Source organism: Alkalihalobacillus sp. BA299 (genome assembly GCF_017745675.1).
In the GTDB taxonomy this organism is placed as follows: Bacteria; Bacillota; Bacilli; order Bacillales; family Bacillaceae_F; genus Alkalihalobacterium.
The window spans coordinates 15,873-27,674 of the sequence record NZ_JAFLJM010000032.1; the positions used below are offsets into that span (position 1 = coordinate 15,873).

The 11,802-nt window shown below is 34.8% G+C and carries 11 protein-coding genes and 8 pseudogenes; 13 read left to right on the forward strand and 6 right to left on the reverse strand.

Annotated features, from left to right (window positions below; genetic code table 11):
- Nucleotides 1-55: 55 nt before the first annotated feature.
- Nucleotides 56-385: pseudogene (locus J0N78_RS26705) on the reverse strand (DDE-type integrase/transposase/recombinase); the annotation flags it as partial.
- Nucleotides 386-502: 117 nt separating this feature from the next.
- On the opposite strand from J0N78_RS26705, the pseudogene J0N78_RS24300 reads away from it, so the two are divergent.
- From J0N78_RS24300 to J0N78_RS26635, 5 genes and pseudogenes are all read left to right on the forward strand, one after another.
- Nucleotides 503-610, forward strand: a pseudogene (locus J0N78_RS24300) (hypothetical protein); the annotation flags it as partial.
- Nucleotides 611-774: 164 nt separating this feature from the next.
- Nucleotides 775-1,029, forward strand: a pseudogene (locus J0N78_RS26030) (acetyl-CoA C-acyltransferase); the annotation flags it as partial.
- Nucleotide 1,030: 1 nt separating this feature from the next.
- A pseudogene (locus J0N78_RS24305) lies at nucleotides 1,031-1,481 on the forward strand (3-hydroxyacyl-CoA dehydrogenase family protein); the annotation flags it as partial.
- Between the two features lie 54 nt (nucleotides 1,482-1,535).
- Nucleotides 1,536-1,859, forward strand: a complete 324-nt coding sequence (locus J0N78_RS26630) for an acyl-CoA dehydrogenase family protein (RefSeq protein WP_374193959.1) — start codon at nucleotides 1,536-1,538, stop codon at nucleotides 1,857-1,859.
- Nucleotides 1,860-1,973: 114 nt separating this feature from the next.
- Nucleotides 1,974-2,084, forward strand: a complete 111-nt coding sequence (locus tag J0N78_RS26635) for a hypothetical protein (RefSeq protein ID WP_374193960.1) — start codon at nucleotides 1,974-1,976, stop codon at nucleotides 2,082-2,084.
- On the opposite strand, the gene J0N78_RS24315 is transcribed toward J0N78_RS26635, so the two are convergent.
- Entirely contained in the window at nucleotides 2,046-2,204 is a 159-nt protein-coding gene (locus tag J0N78_RS24315; protein WP_209125673.1) for an acyl-CoA dehydrogenase family protein, read from the reverse strand. The two genes, J0N78_RS26635 and J0N78_RS24315, sit on opposite strands and share 39 nt — an antisense overlap.
- Nucleotides 2,205-2,317: 113 nt before the next feature.
- On the opposite strand from J0N78_RS24315, the pseudogene J0N78_RS26640 reads away from it, so the two are divergent.
- The 5 genes and pseudogenes from J0N78_RS26640 to J0N78_RS24340 form a co-directional block, all read left to right on the forward strand.
- Nucleotides 2,318-2,377 (forward strand): annotated as a pseudogene (locus J0N78_RS26640) (hypothetical protein); the annotation flags it as partial.
- A gap of 60 nt (nucleotides 2,378-2,437) precedes the next feature.
- Nucleotides 2,438-2,866, forward strand: a complete 429-nt coding sequence (gene mce, locus J0N78_RS24325; RefSeq protein WP_209125674.1) for a methylmalonyl-CoA epimerase — start codon at nucleotides 2,438-2,440, stop codon at nucleotides 2,864-2,866.
- A gap of 411 nt (nucleotides 2,867-3,277) precedes the next feature.
- Entirely contained in the window at nucleotides 3,278-3,397 is a 120-nt protein-coding gene (sda, locus tag J0N78_RS24330) for a sporulation histidine kinase inhibitor Sda (RefSeq protein WP_209125675.1), read from the forward strand.
- Between the two features lie 122 nt (nucleotides 3,398-3,519).
- The gene (locus J0N78_RS24335; RefSeq protein ID WP_209125676.1) at nucleotides 3,520-4,137 is read left to right on the forward strand and encodes a TetR/AcrR family transcriptional regulator; all 618 of its coding nucleotides are present in this window, start codon (nucleotides 3,520-3,522) and stop codon (nucleotides 4,135-4,137) included.
- Nucleotides 4,138-4,251: 114 nt separating this feature from the next.
- A pseudogene (locus tag J0N78_RS24340) lies at nucleotides 4,252-4,816 on the forward strand (electron transfer flavoprotein subunit beta/FixA family protein); the annotation flags it as partial.
- A gap of 567 nt (nucleotides 4,817-5,383) precedes the next feature.
- Here J0N78_RS24340 and J0N78_RS24345 read toward each other — a convergent pair.
- From J0N78_RS24345 to J0N78_RS24360, 4 genes and pseudogenes are all read right to left on the reverse strand, one after another.
- Nucleotides 5,384-5,800 (reverse strand): hypothetical protein, encoded by a 417-nt coding sequence (locus J0N78_RS24345; protein ID WP_374193961.1) that lies wholly within the window; start codon nucleotides 5,798-5,800, stop codon nucleotides 5,384-5,386.
- 92 nt (nucleotides 5,801-5,892) lie between these two features.
- Nucleotides 5,893-6,126: pseudogene (gene tnpA, locus J0N78_RS24350) on the reverse strand (IS200/IS605 family transposase); the annotation flags it as partial.
- Nucleotides 6,127-6,260: 134 nt separating this feature from the next.
- A complete protein-coding gene (locus J0N78_RS24355) occupies nucleotides 6,261-6,629 on the reverse strand; it encodes a zinc-ribbon domain-containing protein (RefSeq protein WP_209125677.1) in 369 nt (122 codons plus the stop codon).
- Nucleotides 6,630-7,405: 776 nt separating this feature from the next.
- The gene (locus J0N78_RS24360; protein ID WP_307795004.1) at nucleotides 7,406-8,194 is read right to left on the reverse strand and encodes a tyrosine-type recombinase/integrase; all 789 of its coding nucleotides are present in this window, start codon (nucleotides 8,192-8,194) and stop codon (nucleotides 7,406-7,408) included.
- Nucleotides 8,195-8,448: 254 nt separating this feature from the next.
- Here J0N78_RS24360 and J0N78_RS26710 point away from each other — a divergent pair.
- The 3 genes and pseudogenes from J0N78_RS26710 (at nucleotide 8,449) to J0N78_RS24385 (ending at nucleotide 11,505) form a co-directional block, all read left to right on the forward strand.
- A pseudogene (locus J0N78_RS26710) lies at nucleotides 8,449-9,466 on the forward strand (IS3 family transposase).
- Nucleotides 9,467-10,025: 559 nt separating this feature from the next.
- Nucleotides 10,026-11,267, forward strand: coding sequence for an IS91 family transposase (locus tag J0N78_RS24380; RefSeq protein WP_209125681.1), 1,242 nt, complete (start codon nucleotides 10,026-10,028; stop codon nucleotides 11,265-11,267).
- Nucleotides 11,239-11,505, forward strand: coding sequence for a hypothetical protein (locus J0N78_RS24385; protein ID WP_209125682.1), 267 nt, complete (start codon nucleotides 11,239-11,241; stop codon nucleotides 11,503-11,505). The genes J0N78_RS24380 and J0N78_RS24385 overlap by 29 nt, the downstream gene beginning before the upstream one ends.
- The last annotated feature ends 297 nt before the right edge of the window (nucleotides 11,506-11,802 follow it).

Consider the following 11,802-nt stretch of genomic DNA (forward strand, 5'->3'; position numbering starts at 1 on the left):
TAAACTATTATTACTATTTCTTAAGGGGGATCGACATAACCCATCACCTATACTACTGATATTCGATGTTAAACTCTCGGAAAATATACCGTATTTTGAAAGTGAGGATCTTCCTTAAACTGCGTCTTCTCTTTTGAAGACAGTTGACTTAAATTATTTTTTATAGTAAGAACACGCATTGTTTTTATATTTGAAACGTTGAAGTCTTTCCGTTTTTGTTCTTTTCGAGTGTTTTTAAACAATGAGGACATTTAATGATGGTCTCTTTCGATTAGCGATTTTTAGAACAGAAAAGACCAGAATACACCTTGCATTGATACTGTCCTTTATTTCCATTGTTGTTATACAAATACTCAGATGGAGCACCACACTTTGGACATTTTATCTATCTATATAGGGACAGGCGTAGAATTCGAACGTCTTTGTACAGGATCTCTACAATTGGTTAATACTTCCAGTAAAGTCGAATCCATTTAGTTAAGCAAGTGATCACACTGGACTTCCGTTGCGTGTACAAACAGAGACGATTAATAAGGTATGTGCATCCAGAATGTACAGTGTGACAATAGCTGATCAAACCATTCGTGCCGGTGATCCAGATTTTATTGTAAGGGTGGATAGGAGTCGGTGGGTTCACTTGTACCTTTAAAAATGTGCAAATGGCACTTGATCTTCTCTAGTTAAACCAAGTTTCTCTGTTCCTGCATTCATTCCCATAATTGATCCAAGTGAGCGTTCACTCATAATTCCTGTATGCCCATGCATCTTGAATACCCTAGAAGTAATGATGGTGCCGCTGCACTTGTACTGATGTAGGAACAAAGAGCGGAGAAAGAAGGAAAATCTATTTTAGCTAAAATTGTTGGCCATACAGCTCTTGCAATTGAGAGGAAGGATTTCCTGAAACACTCGGGGTTGTTATAAACAAATGACTAGAAGACAGAGAAGAAATTAGAAGATATCTCATTATTTGAAATAACTGAAGCGTTCGCGGCCGTTGCGCTCATTGGTCTGAAAATTGCCAATTTAAAAAACAATCAGGGTGCATTTTATGAATCCAGTCCCTTTGATGAAGCTCGTTGAATTATTCGTGGCTTTGCGACAACAGATGATGAAGTATATGATGACATTGAAGATTTATCTCGGCAACTAGACAAAACACCATTAGAAGTAAATGACTTCCCAGGTTTCGTTTCGAACCGTATTTTAGTGCCGATGATTAATGAAACCATATATACCGGTTTTGAAGGTGTTGCTACTCCTGAAGTTGTTGATGAAGTGATGAGTTAGGAATGAAGCATCCAATGGGTCCACTAACCTTCGCTGTTTTTAGCGGTTTAGATCCGTGTCTATACATTATGGAAATATTATACGAGGACTTTGGTGATGATAAGTACTGCCAATGTTCATTACTGCATAAATACGTGAAGGCAGGCTGGGTCGGTAAAAAGTCTGGCCGCGGATTTTATGTGTGCAACTAATAACAAAACAGTGGAGTGATAACGATGAATTTATGATTTACTGAAGAACAAGAAATGAGAAAGATGGTTCATGATTTTGCTACCGAGAAGATAACTCCTTTTATTGAAGAAATGGAAGAAAATGATACATTTCCACGTCCGATCATTGATCAAATGGGTGAGCTTGGGTTAATGGGAATTCCAATTGCTAAGGAGTACGATGGTTCAGGAATGGACTTTACTTCGTACATCATAGTGATCTTAAACAGTTCGATAGTGTTTATTATCAATGGTGGAGAAGCTGGTACGTATTTGGTGTTTGCGAAAACGAATCCAGAAAAAGGTTCACGTGGGATCTCGGCCTTCATCGTAGAAAAAGATACACCTGGTTTTCGGTAGGAAAAAAGAAAAGAAAATGGGGCTTCATGGCTCTAGAACGAATGTGTTGACGTTTGAAGATGCGATCTAGCAGAAAACCTTCTTGGAGAAGAAGGTAGTGGGTTTAAAATTGCTTTGTCGAACTTAGATTATGGTCGAATTGGCATTGCCGCTCAAGCGTTAGGTATAGCTGAAGCCGCTTTGCCATTAATGCTTGTTTCCACATTTCAAATTACGATCTTTTAAAATAGCCGCTTGATAGACTAATAGCCTTGCCGCCGCAACTTTTGTCGAAATATCGGCCAACTTAAAGGCTAACCCTTGTTGTGTACTAATCGGGTAACCATTGCTTACGTTCTTTTGCATAGTTCATTGCTACTATAAACTTTTTGCATCACGGACAGCAGTAGAGGTTTCTAAAGAGGCAGTTCAAGTATGGTGGATATGGTTATACAAAAGATTACCCAGTCGAACGTAGAGATGCTAAAGTAACGGAAATTTATGAGGGAACAAGTGAAATTCAAAAGAATTGTTATTAAAAAATATTTATTATCTTAATAGAAGTAGTATTCGAATGCTAACGAAAAGGAGAAATAATCATGGGAAAACAGGAGCAAAATAACATTAATCATATTGGAATTGCAGTGTCATCACTTAATGAATCACTCCCTTTTTACGTAGACCATTTAAATTTGAAGTTAGAGGGAATTGAAGAAGTGCCATCACAAGGGGTAAAAGTAGCATTTTTAAAAGTGGGTGAAACTAAAATTGAATTACTAGAACCATTATCGACAGATAGTACAATTGCTAAAATTATTAAAAAGCGTGGGGAAGGTATTCACCATATTGCACTGGGTGTATCAAATATCAAAGAACGAATTGACCATTTAAAAGCAAGTGGTATTCAAATGATTCATAATGAGCCTATAAAGGGAGCAGGAGAAATGAAAGCGGCCTTTTTGCATCCAAAAACAGCAGGTGGAATTCTGTACGAATTATGCGAAAAAACGAAAGAGTTAAATAAATGATATAAGCAAACGTTAACTTCAATCTTAAAGAGGGCATATGAGGAAGTTGTTCTAGCTCTAGAAGGTTGATTTGAACTTTTTTTAAACTAGCATGTAGTCTTAGAAAATAGAAGTCTGCTATAGGCCGAATGAAACAGAACTTTAAACCATGGGGCACAGTAAGGGCCCATGAAAGACTGGTTTAGTTGTTCGATTACCCGCTTAAGTGGTCGATAACGTTAACATTGGTGTAAGATATATCTCCCACATGATAGCTTAAAATAAGATTCATTGTGCCTCGATAAAGCAACCACTATCTTTGGAGACACGAATATTTCGTTAAGGCCTATTAACGACGTGTAACTAACGGGATTATATCGATATTTCACACTAAAGTATTGACAACAGGATAAGAATAAAGGGGGAAATAATTTGGATGTTTTGAGTGATGAATTGTTAATTGAAACTTACTTTATGGCTAATAAGTATGGACTTGATGAAAAATTTGTTGAGATATTACTTAAAGAATTTAAAAAGCGCGGGATAAGATAAAACTAGAACCAGGCATATGCACAATCTCTAGGTTTAAATTTCCCCAGAACGAAATATGTAAAGAGAGTGCTTGAATACTTTACTAGATAGTTAGTTTAAATGATACTGAGGTGGTTAACATTATGTCGATTGTATCCTTAGAAGAAAGTGGAGATCTAGTAAATAAGAAACGGGAGATTATTGTTGAAGCAGCAATTGGACTAATTATTGAGAAGGGTTATGATAGAACGACAACAAGAGAAATTGCAAAGGAATCTAATATGAGTTTTGGAACGATTTTTAAATACTTTGGATGCAAAGAAAATATCCTTATCTCTGTCATGGAAAGTATATATGCAGATTTATTATGTAAAATCAAAGAAATAGAGAGGATAGAGACAAAGGGATATAAACGATTGAAAAAAATAATAGAATGTTTAGTTACTATTTATGATGAAATGAAGGACGAAGTTTTAATTATATGTCAGGAATCTAAATCTGTTCCTAAGGATAGTCAAAGTATTCTGATAAAAAATGAGGAACTTCTTAATAAAACGATAGAAATGTTAATTATGCCTTGTTTAAAAGATGAAGGAATTGCACTTAATAAAAAAAATAATTATCTATTGTCACAAAACATTAGAATGTTAGGGCAATTATGGGTCCTTCAATATAGGTTCCTGAAAAGTGTATTCTCAATTGAAACTTATATCAAGAGTCAAAGTAATCTAATCATTAGTAGTCTTAATAAAGGTCAATAGGAGCATTATATATACGTGAAGTTGTGGTGCTACAGCAGCTTGCATTGATCATTGAAGCATTGTGAGGAATAGATTTATTTTATAGAAAAAATGACGCTAGTGAAGGTATAGGTATTGAATATTTATGTTACTTTAAAAAGTATTTTTGATACAGATGAAAAAGATTACAATTAACAGTGGAAAAATAAGTAAAGATGGTGCAGAATTTATTATTAATCCATATGATGAGTATGGGGTTGAAGAAGCGATTAAATTACGTGACGAGTACGGTGGGGAGGTAACGGTAGTTACTGTCGGAGAAGAAGAGGCTGAAAAAAACTTCGGACGGCTCTAGCAATGGGCGTAGATAAATCTGTCCTTATTGATAGTGATGATGTAGAAGAGGGAGATCAATTCTTGACAGCGACAATTTTAGTAGTTTACTTAAAAGATAAAAAAACCGACATCATATTAGCTGGTAACATTGCCGTTGATAATGGAACTGGACAAGTTATACCACGTTTGGCTGAGGAGCTAGGAATTTCAGCCGCTACAACGATTACAAAATTAATAGTTGATGGTGAGACAACAACAATTGGGGCGCCATGTTGAAGGTGACCTTGAGATTGTTGAGGTTTCACTTCCAGTACTAGTTACTTGCCAACAAGGTTTAAATGAACTGCGTTATCCGTCATTGCCAAGGAATTATATAGTTCACAAAGCAACAGGAGCCATCGGACTGACAACTCCTGTTATTTAGCTCTTGTACCCTTTAGCTGAAGATCATTCTTTTGCTAAGACTCTATCTCCCTTGCTATTTGGTTCGAAGTAACTATAAGTTCTTAATTAATTACGATTACTTTTTATTAAACATTTAATGTGGTACTGTAGATATTAACTCTTTTCTGAAAAAAGCAGGATTATTTCTAATCACGAATTTGTTATATAATTTTAATCCCATCAAGAAGCATAGCTTTTTTCAATTGGCTTATAACACTGTTATGCGGTTTTCTCCTAGTTTTATCCCAGTTGGACACTAAAAAGTTAATGTAACTCTTTTTAGTGCCATCTAAATTAGGATTAAAAAGTAGTGGCTCATTTAAATCTTTAGACAAGTGGCAATGAATATACTCCCCCATACCACATCGACATTTCCCTTTAGGATTAAGAAACCCTGGGTAGTAATTAGGATGTAATGGATCACCTTCTAACCCGATCCACTTCCCTTTTGGAGCAAAGCTTCTAGTTTGCAACCATATCTGATGTCTTAAAACCCAAACAATGAGTTTGAACTCTTACGCTTTCCCGATTCAAAATAACTTTGGAACTCCACTTTACTTGATTTGTACCTTCGGAAGCTAGATTGGGCACAATCTAGCCCGTGATTATCCTTTAAATATTGCCATAATACTCGTTTGTAATAAAAAATCTGCTTTGACTCTTCTGATAAAAGGAGCTTTATGATGTCGTAAAAGTCATCAATCTTCGATGAGCGTTCCCTAGTAGTTTTCTGTTCATAGCCCTTTAAGTATTTGTCAATTGTCCTCCGATCAACACCCATATCACGAGCCAATTTACTCTTATTGATTTTCATTTTTAAACTCTCCATCAACATTTTTAATTTTGGTAAATCTAGAAGACTTGTAATTTCGATATCTGTATTAATATTTAACTGCATATGCATAATATTCACCTCAAGAATATTATGCAGCTAGATTATCGAAACTGTACATACTTAAACGGTCACTTATGTACATTCTTAATTTATCATTTATATAAGTAACCCATGAATTGAGATACACTTAACTTTGGGGGAATACTCACTAACATATGGATGTGATCCGGACAAGCATTTGCTTCATGGATCATTACACCTTTTCGTTCACATAAATCTCTGATGATTTGTCCAATGCTCTTTTTATATTTTCCATATATGATTTGTCTTCTGTATTTTGGAGCAAAAACTATGTGGTACTTACAATTCCAAGTCGTGTGTGCTAAACTATTCATGTCCTTCACAGGGCATACCTCCTTCTATGGTGAGATGAAGTGGTCGGGAAACCAACTTTATCCTACCATGAAGTGAGGTTTTTTTAATACCACGCTAGAAGCTCTTTAGAACCCCCGGCATAGCCAGGGGTTTTCTAAACCATTAAATAAGGGCAATTCTCGCCTCCACTAGTACGTTCATTAATCTTTTTATCAAAAGTTGATTTACACTTGGGACAGTCCCAAAATACTATTTGATTTGAATAAGGTAAGTATTCCTCAGGGGTAGCATAACCATTTTGCTTATAATTCCATTCTTTAGCGAGATTAGGAAATACCTTTTTTAAATTATTTTCTTTAGTTGCTACTTGACCTGCACAAATCTTACAACCATGACCTTTTGCTTTGCTACCTATTTGAGCTAAAGTAGAATGGTGTTTTTCACAAGAAAACCAAACCATATAATTTGAATAATGCTTAAAATGTTCTGGCCTTAAAGGGGAATTTTTTTTGTAATCCCACACCCTTTCTATTTCTGGGGATTTATCTAATAGGTTGTTCCTCTCAATAATTGGGGGAACTTGTGCAAGTATTTTTATAGTAGTCTTTTAAAGGAACATTTGATATTGTATCTGATCAACCGCTTCATTTGCGGGAAGCGTTTAATTTAAACTTTGATGAAAATATTAATAATGTAATTAGTGAAATTGTTTTAAATAGTTTTGTTTTTTACTTTCAATTTTTTGGGTGGTTTGCTCTATTTCTCGGAATGTGTGTGTGTTTTTACTATACTCAGTTAACAAGAATATCAAAATTAAAGAATTTACTAGATGAAGCATTAGTGGAAATGGAGAATTTAGAGAAAAATTAATAAAAACTTATGTTTAAGATCTAATTATCTATATGTTGTATCTAATCTTTGTTTACTTTACTATATTTAGGTGTTAAGCTTATTTTATTGATGATAGTGAAAAAATGGTAATATAGTTAAATCTAGTTTTTATTCATATACTAGTTTTGATTTGATATTTTAGTAGGAGGTGAGAAAACATGGCGAAGACAAATCAAGGGAAGAAGATTGTAACCGTAAACCGCATAAACGATCAAGTCCAGGAGGGATAAGAAGAACCGTTTCCGTTAAGCCGCATCGACGTTCGACACCTAACTAAAAGACCTTTAACTAAAAGAATAGTTAAAGGTCGCAGGAATCGAAAGTTTTTGTTTATGGAAAGATATCTATAATAAAGAGTATGCACCTTAGTTGTAATCAAAAATATCTTTCCATAATATTCAAAAATTCCTATCTACAAAATTCCTCCAGCCACTTTAATAAATCTGTATCCTCATCCCAAACAGGAGTATCTTGCGTCACAACCTCCATATATGCGGCTTCTAATGCATTTCTTTTTATTTCCGTATTGGCTCTTAAATATATTTCAGTTGTAGTTACATTTACATGTCCTAGTAAATCCCTTATATAGATAAGATTTACACCTGCCTCCAATAAATGCATAGCTTTTGTATGCCTGATCATATGTGGATGAAGTCTGTCAGAGAACAGAACATCAGAATGAGTTTCTTTGGCCTGTTTTAAATACTTTTCTAAAATATATGTAATTCCAGGCCTTGTGAATGGGCGTCTATTACTATTATAGAAAAGTGGATAATCTTGTTTTCCGTTTTCCAATAGTTTGTTTTCTGTCATATAATTCTCCAACAAACCTCTTGTTTTATCCATAATAGGTACACTTCTTCGTTTTTTTCCCTTACCTGTTAGAGTAATAGTGGCGGGCTTCGTAAGTCTGATATCTCTTGTTTTCAAATCAATTAATTCTTGTACTCGTGCCCCTGTATCATAAAGAGTAATCATTAACGTTAAATCACGACGCCCTTTCTTCTTGTTGGTATCAGGTTGTTTCAATATATAACCTAAAGATTCTTGTGAGAGGAATTCAACTGTCTTTTTTTCTCTCTTTTTGAAGGGAATTCCTAGAATTTTTTGACATTCAAAAATATTTTCAGGGTGTTCTGACTGTGCATAACGGTAGAAACTATGGATTGCCGCTAGCCTTTGATTACGGGTGTTAATTCAACGTTACGCGAATTTTCAAGCCAAAGAAGAAAACCTTTTATTTTTTCAAAAGTAAGGTGCTCCGGTCTAATATTTAATTCAAAATCAAAGTATATTAACACCTGTTAAAAAGTATCTCGATAGGACTTTATTGTATTTACGCTAACTTGACAGATAATCGGAAAGGAATCGTGTGAGTGTTTGATGCTAGACTAAAAAGTAGACACAGATTGTTATAATAAAATAAATAACAACTTGTGAGGTGCATTATAATGCCAAAGGGAAAACGCTATGACGAAGAATTTAAAAAAGAAACGGTAAAGTACGTGTTAGAAAATAATAAACCAGTAGCACAGGTAGCACGAGAAGTAGATGTAAATGAAAATACACTACATGGTTGGGTAAAAAAGTACGGGCAACAGCCAGAAGTAAAAGCTGTACAAAAGTTTTCCAGTTAAGATGCTGAGCTAAAAGCATTACAAAAACAATTGCGTGACCTAGAAGAGGAAAATGAAATCTTAAAAAAGGCGATGCACTACTTCGCGAAAAGCCCTCGGTAAAATATGAATTTATTCATATGAATCGCTCCCATTTCCGAGTGGAGAAGATGTGCATAGTCTTGGGAGTTTCTAAAAGTGGTTACTTTAAATGGATTAATCGACCAAAAAGTGATCAACAAAAAGAAGCGAGAAAAGATGGACAAATTAATCCTTCGAACACACCTGGAATTTAAGCAGCGTTATGGAAGTATTAAGATTGCAAAGACACTAAATAAGCGTGGTGTAAAGGTTAGCGAACGAACGGTATCAAGAATAATGACCAAAAATAACTGGAAGTCATGTACAGTCAATAAATATAAAGCTACAACCAATTCCAACCATAAGCATCCAATGAGTGACAACGTGTTAGACCGTCAATTTATGGCTCAAAGCCCCAATAAAGCATGGGTAACAGATATTACCTACATTCCAACCAATGAAGGCTGGTTATATTTAACGAGCGTAATGGAATATGCGTCAAAAGAATATCAAAATCTATTAAAAAAATACAAGATGGTTGGTAGTATTGAGCCGTAAAGGAAACTGTTATGACAATGCTTGCATCGAGTCGTTTCATGGAATTTTAAAACGTGAATTAGTTTATCAGTCAAGATATAAAACAAGGCAACAAGCGAAAAAATCACTTTTTGAATACATCGAGTTTTTTTATAACTCAAAAAGAATTCATTCAACTCTCAACTACTATACACCCAATGAGTTCGAGAAAATGTTTAAGCAGCAGGCGGGCTAAATTTACCTTTGATAAAATCGTTTAAAATGCTCTTATTTAAATGATTTTATCAAAGTCACCAAGCGGCAGCGCGGTAGTAAAAAGCTAAAAAAATCTGTGTCTATTATCTTGACGTAGTATCAAAGTGATTGAAAGGAAGAAATTATAAAATAAAACATAGTATAAGATAAAGAAAGAAACCAATGAATTTTTAGGGATACAATTCGTTATAGCTACTAATCTAATAAACAGCTATTTACACATTATTTAGTTTTCACAAATTTTACACATCGTTTCCACAAAACCTATTAAACTCAATAAATATAAACTTTTTCTGAACCCGACCACCGGTACCATCTTAAACGCAGAGTAGCGGTACTTACAACGATGTAAGTAGCGTTTTTTATTGCTATTTTTCGTATAATCATACGTTAAATGGTCGTGAGCAGACGTTACAAACCGTCTTTCCTTTAATTTACGAGGAAGGGCGGTTTTTTTGTTGTATTGGAAATTATAAAATCACTTAATCTGTGGATAAGTCATGTTGTAAAATAGAAATAAAAAATGGGAAGGGATAGGTATGGCGAAGAAACAGGGCGTTGTTAAACAAATTCTAAAGGATCACTTTGATGGATTGTGGAAGCTCCATAATCGATTATTTCCAAAAGAACTACAAAAGGATATAGAAGAAACGGTTGAAAAAGCAATGCGTTGTGGTACAAGAGATATTGGATATGCAAAATATGAGTGTTTAGGGTGTGAGGGGAATCCAGACCCTATTTTCGTCTGTTTTACTTGTAAGAGTCGTTTTTGCCATCGTTGCGGGAAGAAATATACGGACGAATGGACAGAAAAACAAGTGTCATGCATATTAAATGTTCCTCATCGGCATATGGTGTTCACGGTTCCTAAAGAACTTCGTCAGGTATTTTTCAAAGATAGAAAAAAGTTAAATGAACTAGCTAAGGAAGTCGCACAAGTATTTGATTATTGGTACAAGAAGAAAAATAAGAAAAGACAATTAAAAGTTGGCGTTATAACCGTTATTCATACGTTTGGAAGAGATCTGAAATTTAACCCTCATATTCATGCATTGGTGACTGAAGGTGCAATAGATAAACAGAAAGAATGGGTTTCGGTTGACTATATTCCATACAATTATTTAAGAAAGTCTTGGCAAAAGTTATTGATGGATTTAATGATGAAATGGTATCCCAATCGGAACGATGTAAAAGAGTTAATCGATCAGCTATACATACGGTACCCTCATGGCTTTTATGTGAATGAAGAAAAGAAAATGAAAAATGCGAAAGGAGCCGCTAAATATATTGGGAGATATTTGGCTAGACCAGCGATTGCCGAATATCGAATTAAAAAGTATGACTATAACTCTGTCCATTTTTGGTACGAAGACCATCAGACAGGGAAACGGATCGATAAGAAAGTGTCTGTTTATCGGTTTATTTATGAACTTATTCAACATATACCACCGAAACATTTTCGAATGGTGGGACGGTTCGGTCTGTACAGCCGTAGGAAAGATAGGCAGTCAAAAAAGATTATAAACGTGTGGAACTTTATACGTACAAAGCAAATTGAATTTCTATTTGAACAAAAGCGAAGAAAGAAAACCTACCGACAACGAATGATGGAAGCTTTCGAAAAAGACCCTCTTCAATGTCCACATTGTAAAGGAAAAATGGATTTAGCAGAGATATGGCATTCGGACTATGGTTTCGTCTATCATTACATGGACGAAGTGGAAATGATTAAACATTGGAGGAGAAGATGTGATGAGCGAGAAAAAGGAAAAGCTGGATGAACAAAAGCAGGAAGAGGAAGATTTGTTTAAGGATATTGAAGATTGGTTGAATTTAGATGAAGAAGAGGAAACCGTTTCATTTAAGTGTATGGATTGTGGTTGTATTGATCAGGTTCCAACGTATATTATTGGTGAATTTTCCTATGATTTAGAAGAAGGGGAAGAAGTAGAACTAGAGTGTCCAGAATGTAATGGCACATTAAGAGAAGCGAAAGAAAGTCCCGAGGTTAAAGAATAAACTCGGGACGTGATTAAGTCGCGTTAGCGATTTTGTTCCTTCAAGACCTTGACGTTCTTCTATTGGTAAACATGTTGACAGCAAGTGGTAAATTTCGTGGCAACTGCTGGTAAAAAACATGGCAGAGATGATATACTCTTGTGGCTGTAATCATCAAATAATGCCCATCCTATTAGTGGATTATGATTTGATGGAATATAAATATAATCCATTGAGCTATTTTATAAATCATTCTATTATGAATCGTTTAGGAACAGAGCATTAAGTGAAGTAGAGATTGGATCTGAACCCTTTTTT